The sequence below is a fragment of the Altererythrobacter sp. GH1-8 genome (assembly GCF_043702085.1).
Lineage (GTDB): Bacteria > Pseudomonadota > Alphaproteobacteria > Sphingomonadales > Sphingomonadaceae > Erythrobacter.
Genome location: NZ_CP171690.1, coordinates 1743197 through 1763615, shown reverse-complemented (window position 1 = coordinate 1763615; position 20419 = coordinate 1743197). Strand labels below are relative to the sequence as shown.

Genomic DNA, 20419 nt, shown 5'->3' with positions numbered 1-20419 from the left:
TCGAAACCGCTTTCAGACCGATCAATGTCCATGTTCGGCCTCCTCTTTTCCGAGTTCGGCTTTGAGTAGGAAGGCGTTTTCGGTCGCGATCCGCTGGCCATTCTGCAATCCGGACTCGATCACGATGCGCCCTCCCGAGCGCGATCCCGTCACGACAGGCATCGCCCGAAACCCGGTACGCGTGCGAACGAACACGACTTCACGGCCTTCGACCATCTGAACTGCGGATTCAGGCACCGAGATCGAGGTCGCATCGGTTTCACCTGAGGGTCGGATGCGCGCCTGCAAGAATGCGCCTGGCTGCAATCCAGGGACCGCTCCGGCGAGTGAGATTATCGCTGTCGCGCTACGGCTTTCCGGATCGAGTGCCGGGGTCACCGAGCGCACACGTCCGCCGATCTCCCGGTCCTGCCCGAGCTCCAACGTAGCTTCATCGCCCGGCCGAATTCTCGCAGCATCGCTGGCAGGCAAGGCGACCTGCACCTGCAAGCCGCTCGCGTTCACGATCTGGAACATCTCTTCACCGGCGGAGACGTAGGAGCCAAGCACGATCGGCGCGCTGGTGATCTGCCCTGAAATCGGACTCGTCACGGCCAGCGAACGCCCATCCCCGCTGACACCAGCAGCAGCGGATGCGGCTTGTGCGCGTGACAGCTCCGATCTTGCCACTTGCAGATTGGCCTGCGCCGCTTCGAGATCCTGCCGGGCCGTCACATTGGCCTCGAACAGCCGCTTTTCGCGGTCGTAGAGCGCAGACAGTTCATTGACCCGCGCACGCGCGGCAGCGACCTGCGCAGCCAGTCCGGCAGCATCAGCGCTCTCGATCCGCGCGATCACCTCCCCCTGCCTGACATAATCGCCAAGCATCTTGTTCACGCTCTTCACCACACCGGATGCACGCGCATCGATCCGTGCGCTGGCATTCGGCGCCGCGGCGACGGTCGCTGGGAATACAAGCTCCGTTGCTGCGCCGAATTGGACAGCTTCGATTTCTATCGACGAAGCTGCGATCTGCTTCTCGTCGATCAGCAGAACGCCTTCGGGGACTTCGCTCTTTTCAACTTGTTCCGCTTGCTGGTCGGGTCCGTTTGAGTCAGCGGGCCAGAAGACCGAGGCCAAGGCGGCCAGCAAGATCAGGACGCCGCTTACGGCGATCAAATGGCTACGTTCCATGGAAATGGGCCTCACTGTGCGTTGAGCCAGATGAGCCGCGCCGCGAGCAGGCCGCGGGTCTCTTCTGCCTGAATCAGATTTTCACGAATGGCGTCGCGCGCTTCGGCAGCCGCCAGAACTTCGATCAGCGGAAATCTGCCATTGCGGTAGCCGATTTCGACGAGCCTGAGCGCTTCCTCAGCCTGCGGCAGGGATGCGCTGGAGAGGGTCTCCACACGCGTTTCGGCGGCCAGATAAAGCGTTCGCGTCCGCTCGAACTCCACGCGGTAGTCCGCCTCGGCTATCGCCTCGCTCGCGCTTGCCGCGCGGTATTGCGCCTCGGCGGCTGCGATGTTGCCCTGGTTGCGGTTGCGAAAGGGAAGCGGAATGGAAATCCCGACGATGAACGCTTGATCGTTGCTTTCCTCAAAACGGCGCACGCCTGCCGACAGCGTTGGGTCGGGAACGCCAAGCGAGCGCTCACGCGCAATTTCGGCTTCAGCAAAGCTGGTTCGAGCGCCCGCAATGCGCAGTTGCAACGGATTTTCGGAAACCGGCGGTGCAAGGGGCGGCGATAAGTCAGGAAAGACGTTCGATACTGCGGGATTGGGCTGTCCGGATACCCAGAGAGCCGCGAGCGCCTGACGTGCTGCTAAATCGTCTGCTTGTGCAGCCTGCAATTCGGCCTCCGCCTCGGCAAGCGTAGCTTGTGCACGCATAGCTCGAAGAGGCGGCTCCCGCCCGACCTCTACAAGCACGTTGGCGATCCGCGTCAGTTCACGGTTTCGCTCGACGATTTCCCGCGCGAGAACGAGGCGTTGGCCTGCGGCGACAGCCTGCACATAACGCTCGCGCACCCCCAAAGCGAGTTGCGACAAGGCAAATTCGCTCTGCAAGCCGGCGAAATCGGACGATGCGCGTGCGCTCGCGATGCGTGCGCTTCGCTTGCCGCCGAGTTCGAGCGGCTGACCGATCGCTAGGGTATATTCGGTCGACCGCAGCCCGGAGAAAGCGCCGGAGCCCGCGATGTTCTCGGCCTCGAGCGATAGCTCGGGATTGGGTCGGAGGCGTGCTTGGTCGATAGCCGCACGCGCGGCTTCGGCCTCCGCCTGAGGGCCGTAAACCCGGGGATTGCTGGAAGGGTCATCTTCCCCTTCAATGCCGACGCCCGCTCGAGCGAGCGCTTCCTCGAGTGTAACTGTTTCCTGTGCCAATACTGGCGAACCCGTGGACACGGCAATCAAGGCCGCGGCCAGTGCAAAGCACCGCATTATTGTATCTCCTGACTGAAACCAATCGAGCGCACGCGCAGGCGCACTCGCACATGATTTGCTGTCAGGCTTTGGGAGGTTGGATCAGAACCGGCGGCGCGCGCGAGGTGAGCATCGAAGTCGCCAGCGGACCCTTCAGGCTATTCGTGCGCGCAAAGGGCGACCCCAGGAACACTCCACTATCGGCGAGGCTGAAGCTGCAATTGTGATGATGCGTTGCCGAATGGTCCTGACCATCATGGTCCGGCTCGGGATCATTGCTATCGAAGTGGTCCGCCCCATGCGCATAAACGTGATCGGCCGCATGAACGAAGCTTTCGCCTTCTGAAGCATGCGCGTCAGGTAACGATAGGACACTACCGAAAAGAATGGCGATGATCGCAAGGAAGGGGAACACAAGACGCGGCATGTTACTCAACCCTTTAGGAGCCTTGCAAAGCTTGCGCAACCACGGCTGTCTGAGCGCTTGTCTTTTCATGATCACGATTTGGCACCGACGAATTCATACGCACAACCGGCCAGAAACTCGCGGAAATGAACTTCGCGCAAAACTTTGCGTGCTGGAAGCCAAGGGCGGAACTCTTCATATTCCCGCGCCACACCAAATGGTTTGGTCAGCACTATGCCGATTTCAATCAGCCATCGCGGCCAGCGCTCGGGGTGCTTCAGGCCAAGCAGGGCCATCCGGCCACCCGTCGGGAGAGCAGCTGAGGCGCGCTCGATGATCGCGGCGTAGTCAGGTGGCATTTCCAGTCCAAAGGTGCTGATGACTGCGCTGGTCTCGCTCGGAAAGCGGAAGGCGGCTACGTCTGACTGCACAAATTCGACATTGCTAGCTCGCAGGCGCTTCGCTCGTCGACGGGCTTGGTCGAGCATGCCTTGCGAAAGGTCGACCAGCGTCACCTTGCCGCTTGGTCCTACTCTCTCAAGCAGAAACGCGAGGTTTGCGCCGGTGCCAGCACATAGATCGATCACATGGTCACCGGCGTTGAGTTCAAGCCGGTTAACCAGATCGCGTCGCCAGCGACCAAGACCGGCCCACCGAAACCCCGACACCAATCGGTCATAGATTCCCGCGGTCTTGTCGTAGAGACGTTCAACCTGTTCGTTGGATAGAATTGCCATGGCGCGTGCTAGCGAACCTCGTCCGAAGAGATGGTGAAAACCTCCGCGAGGTCGTCCGGGTATGGCATTGGCGCGAATGCGCTCACGTTTGCGCGTCCGGTATTGCCCCAGGGGAGCCGTCCGGTGAGATTGCCAAGGGGAGCGAGCGCAAGACGTATGACCTGCCCCAGAACTTCGCGGCCATCGCGGGTTTCAACTGCATAGCCCAGCATCGTCATATGTGAACGAAGGTGCGGCCCGAAGAAGCCCTGGCCCAGAATATGTTCCCGCTCGAGCGCGGTCCAAGCCAAAGCCCGGTCACCAGACTGCCTGGCGGCACGGAAAACGCACCGCTCAGCTTCGATAAGTTCAATAATGTCCTTCTTTGCCACAGGATTTTACCGTTCTGCTTGCATCTTCGAATCGTCTTATGCACCTTGTAGTGGCTACAAGGTCAAGCATTGCGAGAAACCCATGAAGATTGGTGCCCTGGCGCGGAAGACCGGCACGACCGCCGAAACGATCCGCTACTACGAACGGACCGGATTGCTGGAGGAACCACCACGCACCGCCGGAAACTACCGGGACTATGGTTCGACCGAATTGGCCAGATTGCGGTTTATCCGCCGCGCACGCGACCTTGGCTTCACCATGGCGGAGGTGCGCCAATTGCTTTCTTTGTCGGATGATCCATCGCAATCGTGCGAAGCCGTGGACTCTATTGCCAGCCTCCACCTACGCGAAGTGGATCGGAAGCTTGGTGACTTGCGAAAACTGCGAACCGAACTGCGCCATATGGTCGACGACTGCCAGCACGGAGCGGTTGGCGAATGCCGGATAATCGAAGTGCTTTCCGGCTAGCGGGACAGCGCGCGTTTATTCGAGCGGTGACGGGACGCAAACCATGATCATCTCGAAATTCGGGGCGTGTTCTGACATATCTCGTCGGTGCGTTCGACAACAGAACCAATCCAGTCATCGATCTCGGCTTCGACCCAAACCGTGCAACGGGGACCGAGCGAACGCGACTTTGGAAAACGGCCTTCGCGCATCCGCTGATAGATTGCCGTTCGGCGCAGGCCCACGCGCGCCATGACCTCGGGAAGACGAATGAGCCGGTCTGGCGTTGGCTCGACAGGAACGGCTTCCGCGTCCGTTTCGATACCAGTCGTCATTTCAGAGAGCGAAGCTTTGTTCATCCTGCCGCTCCAGTTGCGCGAGGTGATCCGACAGGAGACCGGCGGTGCGGTGCGCGGTCCCCTTTGCCCAGCGCGGTCTCACATCGAGCAGCCTCTGGCCCAGCGCTTGATCCAAAGCAGACGGCAACTCGCTTATGAAGGTTTCAAGAAATTCCAGCACGCCGCTATTCTGCCAATCCTTGCTACGCTGCGAGTACCCCGCGAGTGCCAGCATCAGGGAGGTGCGCGGCGCGTGTCCGCTCGCGTCAAGGATGGCCAGCGCCTCTGGCAGTGTGGCTGACCTTGTCCCGGCGAGGATGCGTCGGAGCGCGTCCTTGTTGATATTCGTCTGTGCGGCAATCGTCCGCCGGGACTTGCCACTTTCGTCCACGGCATGGTCGAGGAAAGCGGCGACTCCTCGCGATAGTTCTTCCCATTTGTCGTTTGTGTTTCGCGCCATTGTTCCTGCTTCCGGTGATCTTCAGCGAATCACCAACAGGCTAGGCGACGCGTCAAACTGTAGGAAAGGAAAAAGAACAAATAAGGAACACGTAGGAAACTGGCTCATCGTCACACGATTTGATTCGCGCAGATTCCGGTCCCTCGATCTCAGACTTCGGTATGGGTGGCGCAATGATCGGTATTCTTGGCCGCAATGTCTGCACCGGTCGCGCAAAGCCTGGTCAGATTGCCCAGAATCGACGATTTCTCTTGGTCGGAATGCCGCGTGCGTCAGTTTCCGTTTTCCTACACCCTGCCTTCCAATCGAGGAAAGAACATACAGCGAACGCATCGCTGCCAATGTTCGAAACGGAGTTCCTCGATGAACAATGCAATCACCCTTCCCCGCCCATCCGTTAAAGGCATTCGTGCCCGCGACTATATTCTTCCGGCCGCGATTGCGCTCGCCTGCGCCGGTGCCGCCTATGCCGGTGCCGACACGACCTTTGATCCGGCGCTGCAGAAGTTCACTGACTTCCTCGAAGGTTCGGGCGGCAAGATCATCACCGTCCTCAGCCTTGCCGGCGGTTTGATCGCGCTCGCCTCGGGCCGCTTCGCCCTTGGGCAGGTCGCGGTCCCGGTCGGTGTCGGAATTGGCGTCGGCACAGGCGTGCCGATCGTCACCTCGGTCGTGACCGCAACCATTTGATCGCGGTCTAACGACGGGAGGGCGGCATGGCCGACAGATACCTCGTTCCACGGCGGCTCGACGACCCGGAGCTCATCGGCTTCTGGACCATCGACGAGTTTGCGGGACTGCTCGTCCCCTTCGCGTGGGGCATCCTTTCGCAGCACATCCTCATCGGCACAGCCCTGTCCGGGCTCACCTGGTTCGCCCTTCGAAAGGCGAAGGCGTCAGGTGCCGGGTCGAAACTGGTCCATGCTGCCTACTGGTATCTGCCGGGGAGCTTCCTCGGTCTTAAAGCCACGCCGCCCTCCCACTGCCGCCTGCTTGCAGGCTGAGGGAGGAACCCATGAGACACGAATTCGCCTATGAGGAAGCGCAGCGTCACCTCAAACAGCGCAACCGCTTCGCCGCGCTGTCAGCCGTGCTGGGCCTTACCAGCCTGCTGGCGGTCGGCGCGGCGGCGACGCGCGAGGAAAGCGTCATTTTGGTGCCTGTCACGACCGAGCGCCTGACGCTCGGGAGCGGCGGTACCGATGCGCACTACCTCGAACTCGTAACCCGCGACACCGCGCTCATGCTGCTCAATCGCGCACCCGAGAGCCTCGACTACTGGATGGAACAGGTCCTCAAGGTGGCAGATCCGTCAGCGCACGGGAGCCTCAAGGCCGAGCTCGTCAAGATCGTCGACGAGCAGCGCGGTTCGGACATCAGCCAGGCCTTCGTCATCTCGCGGATGGAGGTCGACGCGCAGGCGCTCACCGCTGTCGTCACCGGCACGCTCAAGACCTTCGTCGGTGCGCAGGTGATCGCAAGCCAAGAGCGCAGCTTCGAATTCAGCTGGAACCGCCGCGGCCTCAGTCTCGGCCTTACCGGCTTCCGCCAGCTCCCAACCGAAAACGAGGAGGAGAACCCATGACACTCCTATCCCGCCCCTTCCCCGCCGCGCTGACCGGCGTTGCGCTGGCAATCGCCACGGCCGCCTACGCTTCACCGGCACATGCCGACCAGTTCGTCGAGGCCGCTGATGGCGCCGCGATCGACTGCGTGCTCGCACGCGGCGCGCTGACCCGTATCGCCCTCATCGAGGACGGTTTCGGCAATGTCTCGAAGATGGCGAGCGGCTATCCCTACAACGATTTCGAGGTGACCCACGAGCCGGTGCGCGGCGACATCTATGTCTCGGTGCCGCTGCAATATGCGAGCGCAAGGGTCAGCTTCTTCGCGACGAGCAGCGCGGGCTATGTCTACAAGTTCACCTGCCGCGTCGAAGGCGAGGAAGCGAGCCAGCTCTTCGTCACCAATCCCGCGCTCGCCAAATCCCAGGCGAGCGAGTGGGAAGGCCAAGCCCCGACCCGCGACGAGGCCGCGATCCGGCTGATCGAGGCGATGGCGAGCGACGGGGTTCTGCCGGGCTTCCGGGCCCGCACCGAACTCTCTCGACCACGCCGAACCGACAGTCTCGAAGTGCAGCAGGTCGCCGAATACGAAGGTGCCGAGCTGATCGGTCAGGCCTTTACTCTACGCAATCTCGGCCCGATGCCCGTCGACCTTGCCGGTGAACGCGAGGCGCCCGCCGGGGCGCTGGCCTTTGCCTATGGCCGAGACAGCCTCCAGCCCGGCGAGAGCACGCAGGCCTTCCTCGTCTTTACAAAGGGAGGGCTCGAATAATGGCCGATCCCGACACACGCGATACGCCCGCGGCAGCGCCCAAGGACGAGACGCGCGGCGAAGCCCGGCGCAATCTCAACCGCACGGTGGCGCAGAAGCAGAAGCTGCTGCTCGCCGGGATCGGCGGGGTGGCACTCATCGCCGGTTCGATGTTCATCTTCGGTGGTGAGGATGAAGCGAGCGCCGACGGCGCGGGCGCGACCACGATCGAGACCGGCGCGCTGGTCAATCGCAATCTCTCGCAGCGCGAATTCGTCGCCACTTACGGCAACCGCCTCGATGCGCAGGGCAAGGCGATCAAGGACCTGCAGGAGAGCCAGCTTCCCAAGGCTTCTATCGAGCAGGAGCTCGAAGCGCTGCGCGGCGAAAACGCGCGGATGCTGAGCGACGGCCAGGCGGCGATCGATGCGATCTCGGCGGAGAACGCCGCCTTGCGCTCAGAACTCGAAACCGTCCGCGCCAATCCCCCGATCGCGCCGGCGGCCGCAGTCGATCCGCAGGCTCCGGGCTTTGCTCCCGGACCGCTCGAGCCGCCGAGCGAACCCAAGGCAAGCCTGCTGAGCTTCTCATCCGAAAAGCCGGGCGCAGCCAAAGTCAAGGCAACCGAGAACGCGCCGCCGCTGCTGCTCGAGGCAAGCCGCGATTACCTGCCGCCCAACAGCTATGCACCTGCTACCGTGATCGTCGGGGTCGACGCCTCGACGGGCGTGACCAGCCAGAGCGATCCGCTGCCCGTTGTGCTGCGCATCACCGGCCCGGCGCGCTCGGTGCTGCAGGGCAACAAGCTCCTCACCACCGATCTCACCGGCTGCCTCGTGAACGGCGCGGCGCGCGGCGATCTCTCGGCCGAGAAGGTTTACGTGAAGCTCGTGCGCATGACCTGCGCGCAACCAGGTGGACGCTTCGCGGTCAGCGAGGTCAAGGGGTTCATCGCCTTCGCCGGCAAGTCGGGCGTGCGCGGCAATGTCGTCAGCCGCGAAGGCAGCCTCGTCAGCCAGGCGCTGCTCGCCGGAATCGTCGGCGGCTTCGGCCGCGGCTTCTCGGCCAATGCCAACGGCATCTTTGCGCAGCCTGTCGGCAGCGACGGCAAGCGCGACGCGCTCTCGCCGACCGACATCCTCGCAGGCGGCCTGGGCCAGGGCGCGGGCGAAGCCGCCGACACCGTCAGCAAATACCTCATCGAACGCGCAGAACAGTACCAACCCGTCGTCGAGATGCCGACCGGCATCGCAGTCGAGATCGTCTTTCTTGACGGCGTCCATGTCAGGAGCACACCCCAATGAACTACTCGAACCAGCGGCCCGGCCTCAAGGCGCGCGCCGCGCACATATCGCTCGCCGCCGCCAGCGCAGCAGCCCTCCTTACAAGCGGCGTCGCGATCGTAACCGCCATGCCCGCGCAGGCCGCGATCACGCGAGATGTGGTTGAAGCGCTCAAGCTTCGTCTGCCCAGAACGCCGATCGACGCGCTCGATTGCACGACATTCGCGCCATGGTGCGAGGTCGTCTCGGGAGAGACGCTGTTCTACATCGACGAAGCGGCACGCTACCTCTTCGTCGGGCGGCTCTACGACATGGAGGAGCGGCGCGACGTGACTGCCGCGCGCCTGCTCGAACTCAACCCCGACCTGCTCGCCGCCGGCGCAGCCCGCCACGCCGGCGAGGACACTGGAGGGCGCCATGACGTTGCCGAAACCCGCGACAGGCAGGTCGCGACGCATGTCGATCTCAAAGCCCTTCCCAAGGAAGGCGCGATCCTGTGGGGCAATCCCAAGGGGCTGAAGCTGGTTGTCTTCTCGGATTTCCAGTGCGGCTACTGTAAGCGGCTCACCGGCGAACTCGAAAAGGCAGGCGTTCTTGTCGAGGAACGGCCGATCTCGATCTTCGGCGCGTCGAGCCGCCGCTTGTCCGAGGCGGTGCTGTGCGCCGCCGACCCGGTCGAGGCGCTCCATGCCGCATACACCGGCAAGCACCTCGAACCGCGCGCAACCTGCAAAAAGTCAGCTGCGCTCGATGCCAACGAAGCCTTTGCACAGGCCAACGGCTTTGCCGGAACCCCGGTAATCGTCCGGGCGCGCGACGGTGCGGTGCTGCACGGCTACCGTGATGCAAAGACACTGCGCGCCTTTGCCAATGCCAAGACCGGATCGAAGCAATGAGCGGCGGTGCGACCCGTGTCGGAGCGACGGCAATTCTCGCGTTGATGATCGCCGGCTGTGCGACGCTTGGCGGCAACGTCAAGGGCGACTTTTCCTGCCGGGCACCGGAGGGAAGCTGCGCGCCGACCTCGATGATCGACGATACCGCGACCCGCGTTTCACAGGCAGAACGGTCCGGTCATGCCTCTGCGGGAGCGCACAGGGCCGGTGATCGCGGATTGCGGATCGTTGTTGCGGGCTACCGCGACGGGGCGGGCCGCATCCACGAGGCCCGGGTTGTTCATGTCGTGCTGCCCGATCGCGCTGCCGAGCGCTGGCGCGCGCCGCGTTCGACCGGCGACGTGCTTCGCGCACTGGCGCGTCCGGCTGAAGCAGAAGTCGCCCCGCCCGCCGCCGCAGAAGCAATTCCTTTTCAGCTTTCCAATCCGTCCCCCCAGCAGCCTCCCGATGTCCTGGTCATCCCCTCGCAGGATCTGACGGAGCTGCCCGGCGCCAAAGCGCCGGACCCCGGGGCACCTGGTCGTCCCCCCTCCCCCGGCCAGGTGCCCCACCCCGTTCTGCCCGAAGGAGAGCCCAAGTGAACCTCTCGCTATCCTCTGCGCGCGACGCGCTTCTCGCTGGCCTGTTCGGCGATGCGAAAAGGGGCGACCATGCGCAGCCGCGTTTCGCGCTCGACATGCTGTCGGACTGGCTTCCGTACCGCGTCTATGACGAGGGCCCGGGGCTCTACCGCAACGCGCACTCGAAGGGCTTCATTCTCGAAGTCACCCCGCTCATCGGCGCCGACGAGCGGACAGGTGAGATCCTCGGCCAGTTCTTCTCCGAGAGCCTGCCGCAAGGCGCCTGCCTGCAGGTGCTGAACTTCGCGTCCCCGCGCATCGGCGCCATCGTCGGCCCTTGGTTCGCGCCGCGCTACGAGCAGGGCGGGATCTACGAAGCGATTGCGAAAGCCCGCACCAACCGGCTCTACGATCTCGTCTGGAACTCGGGCTCGGCACACGCGCCGTTTCATGCACGCCAAGTGCGTCTGGTGCTCTCGCTCGGCGTTCCGGTGCCCGGAAGCGTCACCGATGCAGAACTCACCGAATGCCGCGACGGGATGGCAGGCATGCTGAACTCGCTCGGCCTTGCATCGAACAGGCTCGAGCCCGCAGGCCTGCTCGCACTGGTCGACGAACTCACCTCGCCGACGACAGCGCGCGAACCCGATCTCACCCACTGGAACCGCGAGGACACGCTCGACGCGCAGGCCATCCGCCGCGATATCGAACTCGAGGTCGAGGACGACCGGCTGATCTTGCGCACCGAGCGCTTCCGCGAAACCGGACGCGGCCGCGACGGCGTGCCGCAAATGGGTGAGTGCTATCCCGATCGCTTCGATGTGCGCCACTACGGCGTGCGCTCTACCCCTGAGCGCTGGGCACCGTGGGAATGCGCGCGGCTCATCGGCGACATGTTCACCGACAAGCTGCGCTTTCCCTGCCCGGCTGCGACCATGCTGTGCCTGCATTATCCCGACCAGGAAGCCGCCTCGGCGCGCGCAGGCTACAAGTTCATGCGCACCACCAGCCTGTCGGAAACGAAGAGCGCACGTTTCCTGCCTAAACTGTCCGAGCAGTCGGCAGAATGGAGACATGTCCAGGCCGAGCTCCAGGCGGGCAAGAAGCTGGTCAAGCTGTTCTACGGTCTCACCACGATCTCGCCGCTCGGCGAAGGCGATGCGCATGAGCGCACGGTCAAGGCTATCTACAAGGCAGCCGGCTGGGACCTCGCCGACGAGCGCTTTCTCCAGCTCCAGGGTCTCGTCGCGGCCTTCCCGCTGAGCCTCGCCGACGGGCTTGTCCACGACCTTGCTCGGCTCAAGCGCTTCCGGACCATGCTCTCGACCACCGCGGCCCATATCGCCCCGCTGCAGGGCGAGTATCTCGGCGGCACTATCCCGCACCTGCTGCTTCTCGGCCGGCGCGGCCAGCCCTTCTTCTGGTCACCCTTCGAGAACGCGGCGGGCAACCACAACATCGCGATCTGCGGGAAGTCGGGCTCGGGCAAGTCTGTGCTCCTGCAGGAACTGTGCGCAGCGCTACGCGGCGCGGGCGCGAAGGTCGTGGTGATCGATGACGGACGCAGTTTTGAGCATTCGGTCAAGCTGCAAGGCGGCCGCTTTGTCGAGTTTACGCTCGCCTCGGGCTTCTCCTTGAATCCATTCTCAATGGTCGATGATGCCCGCGCGCATGAAGACGAGGATTACCAGCTCGACTGCTTTGCGATGATCAAAGCGATCGTCGGCCAGATGGCGCGGCCAAGCGCCGCCCCCTCGGACACCGAGCGCGGGCTGATCGATCTTGCAGTGACCCAGGTCTGGAATACGCTCGGCAGCGGCGGCGCGATCGACGACGTCGCGCATGCACTCCATCAGAGCGACAACGAGGCGGGCAAGGACCTCGCTACCGCGATCGCGCCCTTCTGCCGCGGTGGCAGCTACGCCGGCTTCTTCTCCGGGAAAGCGAGCTTCGCGCTCGAAGACGATTTCACCGTCTTCGAGATGAGCGACCTCGCGTCCCGCGAGGAGCTTCGAAGCGTTGTCCTCTCGGCAATCATGTTCATGACCGGTCAGGCGATGACGCGCTCGTCGCGCTCGACCAAGAAGCTGCTGCTGATCGACGAGGCCTGGGCGATGCTCAAGGGCGGTTCGATGGGCGAGTTCGTCGAGACCTATGCCCGCACCGCGCGCAAATATGGCGGCGCGCTTGCGACCGCGACTCAGTCCTTGAACGACTACTACAAGTCCGATGGTGCGCGCGCCGCGCTCGAAAACAGCGACTGGATGCTGGTGCTCCAACAGAAGCCCGAGACCATCGCCGATTTCCGCAAGGAGGCCCGGCTCGACATGGACGACCGGACCGAGACGCTGATCCGCAGCCTCAAGCGCTCGGGCACCGAGTACAGCGAGATCTACCTCAAAGGTCCCGAGATGGAAGCCGTTGGACGCCTGGTGCTCGACCCACTCTCCGCGACGATCTTCTCCTCCGATCCTGACACCTATGCCGCGATCCACCGCCATGTCGAAAACGGCATGCCGCTGGAGCGCGCAGTCGCGCTGGTCGCAGGTGTGGAAGGAGGCATGTGATGGTGCTCGAGACCACCACGCTCGTCGATCGCGTGCCGCTTCCGTCAGTCAGACAAGCCCGCGACAAGCACCGTGTGATCGACTGGCTGGCGCTGTTCCAGGGCACCTGCCTGGTGCTGATCGAAACGGCAAGCTTCGCGGCGAGCACGCTGCTGCTGGTCCTCGGCCTGCCGCTGTTCGTGTTCCTGGCTGTAGCAGGCTGGGATCTCACGGCGCTGTTCGCGCAGCTCGGCAATCTTGCCGACCATTACCGCACCGCTGAACCGGTCGCGCGCCGCTTCTTTGCCCAGGACCTCCAGATCGCATTCCTCATCGCATCTGGCGGCCTCGCCCTGCTGCGATTGCCGGCTTTCTTGCACCGCCTCGATCGCCGCCTCTCCGAAGGATCTCCTCGCCATGGATAGACTGAACCTCCCGCTGCGCCAGCTGGGCCCGAAACTCCTCGCTTTAGCGGTGCTCGTTGCCGCGCTCCTGTGGGGTGCGTGGATTACGCAGCAAGTCACTGCCGCGCCCAAGCAGCGGATCGTCACGGTCCGGCTTGCCGAGACCATCGGGACATTCGTCGAGGAGGCCGCGCGCGCCGATGCCGATCCGGCGGTCGTCCAGGCGGCTAGCCTTGCCTACCTCAAGGCCGCCGAAAGCGCCGTCGCCGACATGGGCCATGACGGCCGCGTGGTGCTGGTTGCCGAGGCCGTGCTCGCGGGCGCTGCCGAAGACGCAACCCCCGAACTCGAGCAGCGCATTGCGGACCAGCTCGCCGGGGAGAAGCAGCCATGAGCCTGACCCGCTCGATCCTCCGTACGCTGCTGCTCTCGGGGCTGGTCCTGCTACCGCTCGCCTGGGCGCCGCTCGATGCCTTCAGCAAGGACCACGCGTTCCTCATCAATGCGAGCCCGAGCCTGCCCAACTGGGCGTTCTGGCTCGACAAGCACGCGCCGATCAAACGCGGCAGCCTGATCTTCTTCGAGCCGCCGCAAAGCGAGCTGGTCGAAAGGCATTTCGGAAAAGGACCGCAGATGTTCGGCAAGCGCGTGCTTGGCATGCCGGGCGATGTCGTGCGCCACGAGGGCGATGCGGTCTTCATCAACGGGAAGCAGGTCGCGAGCCTGCTCGAGGTCACCCGCCTTGGCGTGCCGCTCGCGCGCGGTCCCGAAGGCGCAATACCGGAAGGTTGCTACTACACCGGCACCAGCCATCCCCGCGGGCTCGACAGCCGCTATGGCGCAATCGGCTTCGTGTGCCGCGGACAAATCCTTGGCAGCGGGAGGGCGATCCTGTGATGCGCTCCCTCTTTCCGCTTGGCGCGCTTCTCCTCGCTGCGCTCCCTGCCAGCCTGCAGGCACGAGACTACGGCCAGCGCGGCGCGGTCTTCCCCGTGATCGAGCGCGATCTCTTGGAACAGATCCATACGCGCCTCGCCCAGATGGAAAAGTCGGGCGAGACCGCGCGGCTCAACGAGGAACTCAAGCGTCGCACGATCGCCCGCGTCAACCGGCCTGATCCGGTTGCCGGCGTGATCCGCGCAAGCGCAAGCCGCAGCTGGGCGTTCGACCCGACGATCACGCTTGCTGCCGATATCCGCGGGGCCAAAGGCGAGCTCATCCATGCTGCCGGAACGAGGGTCAACCCGCTCGACAGCGTCAAGCTGCGCGGCGACCTCCTGTTTCTCGACGGCGACGATCCGGCGCAGGTCGCCTGGTCGCTGAGGCAAGAGGTCAATGCCAAGCTGATCCTCGTCAAGGGTGCGCCGCTCGAGCTGATGAAGGCCCGCCAGCGAAGGTTCTATTTCGACCAGGGCGGCAAGCTGACGCAAAAATTCGGCATCAAGGCCGTTCCCGCGCGGGTGCGCCAGAACGGGCGCGTCCTCGAAGTCAGCGAGATTGCGCTGTCGCGCCGGAAGGCACAGCCATGACCGGAATCCGCGCCTTCCTCGTACTCTTCACGGCGATGCTGTCGCTGGTCTTCGCATCACCAGCTTCGGCCGATGCCGGTCCGGGCAAGTGCACCGGGCAATTCGTCAACCCCATCACCGACATCTGCTGGTCGTGCCTGTTCCCGATATCGGTCGGCGGGCTCGAAATCTGGCCGAGCAATCGCCCCGATCCCGACAATCCCGATCTGCCCGTTTGCCTGTGCGGGCTTCGCCCTGGCATCGCGATGGGGTTCTGGGAGCCGGTGCGGCTCGCCGATGTCAGCATGAAGCCGTGGTGCTTCGTCAATTTGGGCGGCATGAAGCTCGATCCCGGCTTTGATATCGGCTTTCGCTCGATCTCGGGTCCTTCGGCGGTGGGCGGCGCGAGCCAGTATTATTCGAGCTGGCACGTCCACTGGTATGCCTATCCACTGATCTACTGGATGGAGATCGTCGCCGATTTTCTGTGCCTTGAGCCGGGCTCGATCGACATCCTCTACATCTCCGAGATCGATCCGCTGTGGCAGGACAGCGAGCTCACCGCGATCATCAACCCTGAAGCGGTGCTCTTCGCCAACCCGCTGGCGCTCGCCGCCTGCGCTGCGGATTGCGCTGCATCGACCGCGAACCTGCCGCTCGACGAGATGTTCTGGTGCGCAGGCTGCCAGGGCTCGATGTACCCGATGAATGGCAATGTCTCGGCCTCGATCGGACATGTGCAGGCCTCGCGGCTCGTGCTCTCGCGCTTCGCTTACAAGCTCCACCGCGAGCTGGTCTCGTGGGGGACGATGGGTTCGAAGGGTCTGTGCGGCAAGTACCTCATGCCGGTGATGCGCAAGCAGCAATACCGCTTCCAGGCCACCAATCCCAATCCGGCGACGAAGGGCCGCTACGCCTGCCCGCCCGTCGGTGCCTCCACCACCTTCCAGTCCCCCGGACAGGTCATCCCCGCCATCGGCGAAGACATGGGATACCTCGTCTGGCGCAAGAGGAATTGCTGCGCGCTATGAGAAACGCCTTCCCCCTACTCGTTGGGCTGAGCCTCGTGATCGCTGCCGGATTTGCCGCAGCTTCTGCGCAGGATGCCGGGCCCGACCTTGACCTGGCTGAGATCCGCGCGCGCGCGGCCGAACATGCCGCCGACGCCGAGGCTCTCGCCACATCGGTCAGGACAAAAGCGAATGCCCTCGCAGACGACGCGCGCGCCGCTCAGCAAACGGCTTTCGACAATCGCGCAGCCTATGCCGAGACTGCGCAGGCGACCGCGAATGCCGGGCCGCTCGATATCGATGGCATGATCCGCGCCCAGGCCGATGCGGAAGTCGCAGCGATGGGCGACACGCCCCGGTTCATCGCTTTTGCCTCATTAGCAATGCCCGAGCCCTCATTGAAGGCGCTGGTTCGCGATGTCTCGAGGGCCGGCGGCGTCACCGTGCTGCGCGGATTCCCCCAAGGCGACAGCGCGCGCTTCAAGAAGCGCATCGCCGCTATCTGGAGCGATAGCGATGATGCCGACGCGCTCGGGATCGACCCGCGCCTGTTCCGCGCCTTCGATATCAAGGTTGCCCCGAGCTTCGTGATGATCGCGAGCGATTTTGCCCCGTGCGACGGGTTCGACTGCAATGACGTCCTGCCGCCGCACGACCGCCTTGCGGGCAATATCAGCGTGGCCGAAGTGCTCGACACCTTTGCTTCGGGAGGCGGTCCGGGAGCACAACTCGCTCGCCTCCACCTTCGTCGCCTCGAAGGAGAACGGCCATGAGGCTCACACAATCGCTTCGCATAGGACTGCTCGCCCTTCTTGCCATAGCCGCGCCCCTTTCCGCGCAGCAGCAGGACGCGCGGGCCGATGGCAAGGCATTCGGCGAAAGCCTGCGCGGCGAAGCGCAAGAAGCTGCCAGGTCGCAGCCCGACGCATCCACCCTCCCCAACTACGATCGCAATGCCGTGCGTGACCTCGAAACGCTCGCCGACGATCCCGACCGGATCGAAAGTAGCGCGGCAGCCGCTGCCACCGGACACCAGGGCTATCGGGCGGTGCGCGACAGCGTGGCCAATCGCGCGCGCTTCGATCCAAGTGAGATCGAGGACGTTATCGCGCGCAGCCTCGCCATCAACGAGACCCCGCTCGACTATACCAGTGGCATGGATATCTCCGGCGGTCAGGGCAATTGCGTGCCGCTGCCGCCCGGGTCCGGATCGGCAGGGACCTACACCGCGACCTGCAACACCGGCACGCGGATCGACCAGTCGGTGGGTCAGTGCGCGGTGCCGCTCGTTGCCAGCGTGACCCGGCGCCAGCAATGGCACTATCTCTGCAATGAGACCAGCACAGTCTATGGATATCCCTGGTGCTCGGCATTCGATGGAGGCTCGTGCCGGATCACCGGGTATCGGCCCGGCCCCTGCCTCCAGTGGCGGCAGGACCAGTTCTATAGATACTGCACCGAACCTGGCGACCCCATCGCCGAAATCACATGCGACACTCCAGATGCGCGCTACACGCCCTATGCGGTGACCACGGACAACTCGATCGATACCTTTTCCGACGAGAGCCAGTGCACCGGATTTGCCGATAATGGCGATTGCACGCTCGACAATGAGATCTGCACCGATGCCGATCCGCAGACCCGCGTGATCGACGGTGTCTCGGTTACGCGGCCCTGCTGGGAATGGCAGCGCAGCTACACCTGCACATCGCGCGAGGCGGCGAGCGACTGTTCCGACATCGAAAGCCATGGCACCTGCCGGTTCATCGGCGAGGATTGCTTAACCGACGAAGACCCGTGCGAGACCTGGGAGCGCATCTACGAATGCCCCCTCCCCGGAACTGACAGTTCCACCCAATATGTCTGCGACGGCGATGTCTATTGCATCGATGGCAGCTGCGAGACGATCGAGCGCACCGCCAACGATGAGTTCAAGGATGCCGCGGTCGCATTGCACGCCATGGACGAGGCGCGCGGCCAGTTCGATCCGAACACGCTGACGCTGTTCCGCGGCACGCGCAACACCTGCTCGTCCAAGGTCTTCGGCGTCTTCAACTGCTGCAAGGGCAAGGGTTTCCCGCTCATTCCGGGGATCAGCCTGCTGGTTGCGCTCGGCTGCGATCGCGAGGAAGTGCTACTCCACCAGCGCGATGCGCAGGGGCTGTGCGCCTATGTGGGGACCTATTGTTCGGACAAGTTCCTCGGCGTCTGCCTCACCAAGAAGAAGGTCTACTGCTGCTTTGAGTCCAAGCTCTCGCGGATCCTGCAGGAACAGGGACGTCGCCAGCTCCCCAAGCCATGGGACAAGCCCAAAGAAGAGCAATGTGAGGGGTTCACTCTCGACGAGTTTGCCCGGCTCGACCTCAGCCGGATGGATTTCAGCGAAGTCTATGCCGAGTTCACCGACGCGGCCCGACTTCCCGACGAACTCGAGACCAGCATCCTCATCCAGCAGAGGATCGAAGATTATTACGCAAGGGGCGGCCAATGACCCATCTGCATCACCTAACGGCGCTCGCGCTCGGCATAGCTGCCCTGCCCACCACTTCGGCCCAGGCGCAGGAGCGGCAGGACACAAGATCGACCACCGCTGCCGACGCGCTCTACTGCCAAGAGCGTAGGCTCGGCTACTGGTTCTACTGCGTGAAGCCCGCTCCCATTGAAGAGCCACAACAGCCTGAAGCCGAGCAGATCGCGGCCAGCCAAGAACTCGACGCGATCACCTCCGAGCTTCGCGAACTCAAGGCGCGCGCGATCCTCTATCCGACCGAGGCCAATGTAGCGGCCTATATCCGCTTCCAGCGCGCGCAGCTCGACCGCGCCTCGCTGTTCTCCGATGTCTGGCAGCGGGCGATCTGGCAGGACCCGGACCTCGACTACACGCTTGAACGCCCCGTCGGAGCGGTCGCCAAGAAGCAGTGGCAGGATGCCCGCAGCGCGGAGCGCGATCACGTCATGGCAACGCTCTCGCAGCGCTACGGCCTTTTCTATTTCTTCAGTTCGACCTGCGGACCGTGCGAAGTGATGAGCCCGATCGTGAAGGGCGTCGCCGACCGCTGGCGGATCACCGTGCGCGCGATCTCCACCGATGGCGGTCCATCCCGGCATTTTCCCGACTATCGGGTCGAGACGAACCAGCGCGGCAAGCTTGGTCTCGAAGGCAAAGCCACCCCCGCTCTGGTGCTGTGGGACAGCGTGACCAAACGCCCGATTCCGATCGGCTACGGCGTGCTCTCGGCCGACGAGCTGCAGTACCGCATCTACCTTCTCACCTCCAAGGAAGCCGGACATGATTACTAGCATCCGCAATGCGGCATTGACCCTTGCCGCCGCCAGCATGGTTGCCTCACCGGTCGCCGCGAATGTTGGCGACAGCATGGACCGCTTCATGGACGACATGGGGGCGGCGGCGAATGTCACCGGCCCGACCGCCTTCGAAGGCCAGTCGGCAGGCTATTACAGCCTCGGCAATGTCTGGACGCGCTTCCCTCAGAAGACGACCAACATCGCCAATCTCCAGCTGCCGCGCGCAAGGGCGGGCTGCGGCGGCATCGATATCTTTGCCGGCTCCTTTTCGTTCATCAACGCGAGCGAGATGGTCGCGCTCCTGAAGGCCGTTGCCAACAACGCGGTCGGCTTCGCGTTCAGCCTGGCGATCGATACCGTGTGCCCAGAGTGCAACAAGATCATGCAGGAGTTTAGCCAGAAGGCTCAGCTCATGAACAATCTCTCGATCAACTCCTGCGAGATGGCGCAGGGACTGGTCGGCGGACTGTGGCCCAAGGGCGATCTCGCCGACAAGGCGATCTGCGAAGCGATCGGGAACTCCGAAGGGATCTTTACCGATTATGCGGCCGCCAAGCACGGCTGCGGCACGCGCGGCCAGCGCGCGTCGACCAACGAGGGCGCCGGTACCGACTATGCCGACGTCAATCCCGGCGTGCCGCGCAACTACACCTGGCACGTCCTGAAAAAGAGCGCCTTCTTCAATCCGGGTGGTACCTTTGACCGCGAACTAGCCGAATACGCCATGACGCTGATTGGCACGGTCATCTACGTGCCGCCCAAGGATGATGAACCCGGCAAGTTCGTGCCGTTCGCGGGCGACGCGTCCTCGACGCTCGTAAGCGCGCTCCTAGACGGGACGCAGGGCCAGACCGTGCGCGTTTTCCGCTGCGACGAGACCGATCTCTGCCTCAATCCCACCTTCGAGCAGATGAGCCTATCGAATGCAAAGGCCATCCGCCCGCGGGTCGCGCTCCTCATCGGGAACATGGTCGATGCGATCCGGGCCGACACCGCGATCGGCAATGCCGAAAAGGAACTGCTGCAGGTCGCCGCTGTCCCCTTGTACAAGATCCTTACCGTCCAGGCCGCCTATGGACGCGGCATGCCGACCGACGACCGCGAAACGCTCGCCGAGATCGCCAGCATCGATCTGCTCTATGCCATCCTCGACCGGATCGTCTCGGAAGCCGGTCGCTCGATGGCGAGCTTCATCGCCGCCGATGAAGCCAAGCTTGCGATCTGGCGCGGCCAGGTCGCCGAAGTGCGCTCTGGCCTGGTCCAGAGGCAGGCTACTGGACAGGCCAAGGTCTCGGCGATCATGCAGATCATCGAGAAGACCGCGATGATCGAGAACGCGCTCGCCGCTTCGATGTCGCCCTCGATGTCCGCAGCGCTCGACTGGTCACGCGGCCTCCAGTCGCGCTCGATTATTCCCTGAGTCGA

Annotated in this window: 25 protein-coding genes; 18 read left to right on the top strand and 7 right to left on the bottom strand. The window is 63.7% G+C overall.

Annotation, left to right across the window (positions count from 1 at the left end; genetic code table 11):
- Window positions 1–21: 21 nt before the first annotated feature.
- The 5 genes from ACG9DO_RS08615 to ACG9DO_RS08595 all read right to left on the bottom strand — a co-directional run bounded on the left by ACG9DO_RS08615 (window position 22) and on the right by ACG9DO_RS08595 (window position 3919).
- Window positions 22–1173 carry an efflux RND transporter periplasmic adaptor subunit gene (locus ACG9DO_RS08615; RefSeq protein ID WP_173214093.1) on the bottom strand — a complete coding sequence of 384 codons (1152 nt, stop codon included), beginning with the start codon at window positions 1171–1173 and terminating at the stop codon, window positions 22–24.
- An 11-nt stretch (window positions 1174–1184) separates the two neighbouring features.
- Window positions 1185–2387, bottom strand: a complete 1203-nt coding sequence (locus ACG9DO_RS08610; protein ID WP_394727015.1) for a TolC family protein — start codon at window positions 2385–2387, stop codon at window positions 1185–1187.
- A gap of 100 nt (window positions 2388–2487) precedes the next feature.
- A complete protein-coding gene (locus ACG9DO_RS08605; RefSeq protein ID WP_221572383.1) occupies window positions 2488–2832 on the bottom strand; it encodes a hypothetical protein in 345 nt (114 codons plus the stop codon).
- Window positions 2833–2903: 71 nt separating this feature from the next.
- Entirely contained in the window at window positions 2904–3548 is a 645-nt protein-coding gene (locus ACG9DO_RS08600; protein WP_173214088.1) for a class I SAM-dependent methyltransferase, read from the bottom strand.
- Between the two features lie 8 nt (window positions 3549–3556).
- Window positions 3557–3919 carry a DUF3703 domain-containing protein gene (locus ACG9DO_RS08595; RefSeq protein ID WP_173214086.1) on the bottom strand — a complete coding sequence of 121 codons (363 nt, stop codon included), beginning with the start codon at window positions 3917–3919 and terminating at the stop codon, window positions 3557–3559.
- A gap of 82 nt (window positions 3920–4001) precedes the next feature.
- Here ACG9DO_RS08595 and ACG9DO_RS08590 point away from each other — a divergent pair, with 82 nt between their 5' ends.
- A complete protein-coding gene (locus tag ACG9DO_RS08590) occupies window positions 4002–4388 on the top strand; it encodes a helix-turn-helix domain-containing protein (RefSeq protein ID WP_173214084.1) in 387 nt (128 codons plus the stop codon).
- 47 nt (window positions 4389–4435) lie between these two features.
- Here ACG9DO_RS08590 and ACG9DO_RS08585 read toward each other — a convergent pair whose 3' ends face one another.
- Complete coding sequence (locus ACG9DO_RS08585) at window positions 4436–4702, bottom strand: AlpA family transcriptional regulator (RefSeq protein ID WP_173214082.1); 267 nt, start codon at window positions 4700–4702, stop codon at window positions 4436–4438.
- A 1-nt stretch (window position 4703) separates the two neighbouring features.
- Window positions 4704–5165 carry a hypothetical protein gene (locus ACG9DO_RS08580; RefSeq protein ID WP_173214080.1) on the bottom strand — a complete coding sequence of 154 codons (462 nt, stop codon included), beginning with the start codon at window positions 5163–5165 and terminating at the stop codon, window positions 4704–4706.
- A gap of 363 nt (window positions 5166–5528) precedes the next feature.
- Here ACG9DO_RS08580 and ACG9DO_RS08575 point away from each other — a divergent pair, with 363 nt between their 5' ends.
- From ACG9DO_RS08575 to ACG9DO_RS08495, 17 genes are read left to right on the top strand one after another with little or no spacing between them, the layout of a single operon-like run.
- Window positions 5529–5855, top strand: a complete 327-nt coding sequence (locus tag ACG9DO_RS08575; protein ID WP_173214078.1) for a hypothetical protein — start codon at window positions 5529–5531, stop codon at window positions 5853–5855.
- A 26-nt stretch (window positions 5856–5881) separates the two neighbouring features.
- Window positions 5882–6169 carry a type IV conjugative transfer system protein TraL gene (gene traL / locus ACG9DO_RS08570; protein ID WP_173214075.1) on the top strand — a complete coding sequence of 96 codons (288 nt, stop codon included), beginning with the start codon at window positions 5882–5884 and terminating at the stop codon, window positions 6167–6169.
- 11 nt (window positions 6170–6180) lie between these two features.
- On the top strand, window positions 6181–6750 hold the full coding sequence (locus tag ACG9DO_RS08565) for a type IV conjugative transfer system protein TraE (RefSeq protein WP_152434338.1): 570 nt from the start codon (window positions 6181–6183) through the stop codon (window positions 6748–6750).
- A complete protein-coding gene (locus ACG9DO_RS08560; RefSeq protein WP_173214073.1) occupies window positions 6747–7502 on the top strand; it encodes a type-F conjugative transfer system secretin TraK in 756 nt (251 codons plus the stop codon). Before ACG9DO_RS08565 ends, ACG9DO_RS08560 begins: the two co-directional genes overlap by 4 nt.
- Window positions 7502–8785 (top strand): TraB/VirB10 family protein, encoded by a 1284-nt coding sequence (locus tag ACG9DO_RS08555; protein ID WP_173214071.1) that lies wholly within the window; start codon window positions 7502–7504, stop codon window positions 8783–8785. Before ACG9DO_RS08560 ends, ACG9DO_RS08555 begins: the two co-directional genes overlap by 1 nt.
- On the top strand, window positions 8782–9660 hold the full coding sequence (locus ACG9DO_RS08550) for a DsbC family protein (protein ID WP_137678732.1): 879 nt from the start codon (window positions 8782–8784) through the stop codon (window positions 9658–9660). The genes ACG9DO_RS08555 and ACG9DO_RS08550 overlap by 4 nt, the downstream gene beginning before the upstream one ends.
- 44 nt (window positions 9661–9704) lie before the next feature.
- Entirely contained in the window at window positions 9705–10241 is a 537-nt protein-coding gene (locus tag ACG9DO_RS08545) for a hypothetical protein (protein WP_173216235.1), read from the top strand.
- Window positions 10238–12787, top strand: a complete 2550-nt coding sequence (gene traC / locus ACG9DO_RS08540) for a type IV secretion system protein TraC (protein ID WP_173214069.1) — start codon at window positions 10238–10240, stop codon at window positions 12785–12787. The genes ACG9DO_RS08545 and traC overlap by 4 nt, the downstream gene beginning before the upstream one ends.
- Window positions 12787–13191, top strand: coding sequence for a hypothetical protein (locus ACG9DO_RS08535; RefSeq protein ID WP_173214067.1), 405 nt, complete (start codon window positions 12787–12789; stop codon window positions 13189–13191). The genes traC and ACG9DO_RS08535 overlap by 1 nt, the downstream gene beginning before the upstream one ends.
- Window positions 13184–13564 (top strand): TrbI F-type domain-containing protein, encoded by a 381-nt coding sequence (locus ACG9DO_RS08530; protein WP_173214066.1) that lies wholly within the window; start codon window positions 13184–13186, stop codon window positions 13562–13564. The genes ACG9DO_RS08535 and ACG9DO_RS08530 overlap by 8 nt, the downstream gene beginning before the upstream one ends.
- Entirely contained in the window at window positions 13561–14067 is a 507-nt protein-coding gene (locus ACG9DO_RS08525) for a S26 family signal peptidase (RefSeq protein WP_173214065.1), read from the top strand. Before ACG9DO_RS08530 ends, ACG9DO_RS08525 begins: the two co-directional genes overlap by 4 nt.
- Complete coding sequence (gene traW, locus ACG9DO_RS08520; protein WP_173214064.1) at window positions 14067–14699, top strand: type-F conjugative transfer system protein TraW; 633 nt, start codon at window positions 14067–14069, stop codon at window positions 14697–14699. Before ACG9DO_RS08525 ends, traW begins: the two co-directional genes overlap by 1 nt.
- Window positions 14696–15709 (top strand): conjugal transfer pilus assembly protein TraU, encoded by a 1014-nt coding sequence (traU, locus tag ACG9DO_RS08515; protein ID WP_173214063.1) that lies wholly within the window; start codon window positions 14696–14698, stop codon window positions 15707–15709. The genes traW and traU overlap by 4 nt, the downstream gene beginning before the upstream one ends.
- Window positions 15706–16461: a type-F conjugative transfer system pilin assembly protein TrbC gene (gene trbC, locus ACG9DO_RS08510; protein WP_173214062.1), complete on the top strand. Its 756-nt coding sequence runs from the start codon at window positions 15706–15708 to the stop codon at window positions 16459–16461. The genes traU and trbC overlap by 4 nt, the downstream gene beginning before the upstream one ends.
- Complete coding sequence (locus tag ACG9DO_RS08505; RefSeq protein ID WP_173214061.1) at window positions 16458–18179, top strand: conjugal transfer protein TraN; 1722 nt, start codon at window positions 16458–16460, stop codon at window positions 18177–18179. Before trbC ends, ACG9DO_RS08505 begins: the two co-directional genes overlap by 4 nt.
- The gene (locus tag ACG9DO_RS08500; protein WP_173214059.1) at window positions 18176–18988 is read left to right on the top strand and encodes a conjugal transfer protein TraF; all 813 of its coding nucleotides are present in this window, start codon (window positions 18176–18178) and stop codon (window positions 18986–18988) included. The genes ACG9DO_RS08505 and ACG9DO_RS08500 overlap by 4 nt, the downstream gene beginning before the upstream one ends.
- Entirely contained in the window at window positions 18978–20414 is a 1437-nt protein-coding gene (locus ACG9DO_RS08495; RefSeq protein WP_173214057.1) for a conjugal transfer protein TraH, read from the top strand. The genes ACG9DO_RS08500 and ACG9DO_RS08495 overlap by 11 nt, the downstream gene beginning before the upstream one ends.
- The last annotated feature ends 5 nt before the right edge of the window (window positions 20415–20419 follow it).

Bases quoted from the DNA above. Each gene is read 5' to 3' on its own strand.
- ACG9DO_RS08615 (WP_173214093.1), bottom strand. From the start codon at position 1,173: ATGGAACGTAGCCATTTGATCGCCGTAAGCGGCGTCCTGATCTTGCTG.
- ACG9DO_RS08605 (WP_221572383.1), bottom strand. From the start codon at position 2,832: ATGCCGCGTCTTGTGTTCCCCTTCCTTGCGATCATCGCCATTCTTTTC.
- ACG9DO_RS08600 (WP_173214088.1), bottom strand. From the start codon at position 3,548: ATGGCAATTCTATCCAACGAACAGGTTGAACGTCTCTACGACAAGACC.
- ACG9DO_RS08590 (WP_173214084.1), top strand. From the start codon at position 4,002: ATGAAGATTGGTGCCCTGGCGCGGAAGACCGGCACGACCGCCGAAACG.
- ACG9DO_RS08585 (WP_173214082.1), bottom strand. From the start codon at position 4,702: ATGACGACTGGTATCGAAACGGACGCGGAAGCCGTTCCTGTCGAGCCA.
- ACG9DO_RS08580 (WP_173214080.1), bottom strand. From the start codon at position 5,165: ATGGCGCGAAACACAAACGACAAATGGGAAGAACTATCGCGAGGAGTC.
- ACG9DO_RS08575 (WP_173214078.1), top strand. From the start codon at position 5,529: ATGAACAATGCAATCACCCTTCCCCGCCCATCCGTTAAAGGCATTCGT.
- traL (WP_173214075.1), top strand. From the start codon at position 5,882: ATGGCCGACAGATACCTCGTTCCACGGCGGCTCGACGACCCGGAGCTC.
- ACG9DO_RS08565 (WP_152434338.1), top strand. From the start codon at position 6,181: ATGAGACACGAATTCGCCTATGAGGAAGCGCAGCGTCACCTCAAACAG.
- ACG9DO_RS08560 (WP_173214073.1), top strand. From the start codon at position 6,747: ATGACACTCCTATCCCGCCCCTTCCCCGCCGCGCTGACCGGCGTTGCG.
- ACG9DO_RS08555 (WP_173214071.1), top strand. From the start codon at position 7,502: ATGGCCGATCCCGACACACGCGATACGCCCGCGGCAGCGCCCAAGGAC.
- ACG9DO_RS08550 (WP_137678732.1), top strand. From the start codon at position 8,782: ATGAACTACTCGAACCAGCGGCCCGGCCTCAAGGCGCGCGCCGCGCAC.
- ACG9DO_RS08545 (WP_173216235.1), top strand. From the start codon at position 9,705: ATGATCGCCGGCTGTGCGACGCTTGGCGGCAACGTCAAGGGCGACTTT.
- ACG9DO_RS08535 (WP_173214067.1), top strand. From the start codon at position 12,787: ATGGTGCTCGAGACCACCACGCTCGTCGATCGCGTGCCGCTTCCGTCA.
- ACG9DO_RS08530 (WP_173214066.1), top strand. From the start codon at position 13,184: ATGGATAGACTGAACCTCCCGCTGCGCCAGCTGGGCCCGAAACTCCTC.
- ACG9DO_RS08525 (WP_173214065.1), top strand. From the start codon at position 13,561: ATGAGCCTGACCCGCTCGATCCTCCGTACGCTGCTGCTCTCGGGGCTG.
- traW (WP_173214064.1), top strand. From the start codon at position 14,067: ATGCGCTCCCTCTTTCCGCTTGGCGCGCTTCTCCTCGCTGCGCTCCCT.
- traU (WP_173214063.1), top strand. From the start codon at position 14,696: ATGACCGGAATCCGCGCCTTCCTCGTACTCTTCACGGCGATGCTGTCG.
- trbC (WP_173214062.1), top strand. From the start codon at position 15,706: ATGAGAAACGCCTTCCCCCTACTCGTTGGGCTGAGCCTCGTGATCGCT.
- ACG9DO_RS08505 (WP_173214061.1), top strand. From the start codon at position 16,458: ATGAGGCTCACACAATCGCTTCGCATAGGACTGCTCGCCCTTCTTGCC.
- ACG9DO_RS08500 (WP_173214059.1), top strand. From the start codon at position 18,176: ATGACCCATCTGCATCACCTAACGGCGCTCGCGCTCGGCATAGCTGCC.
- ACG9DO_RS08495 (WP_173214057.1), top strand. From the start codon at position 18,978: ATGATTACTAGCATCCGCAATGCGGCATTGACCCTTGCCGCCGCCAGC.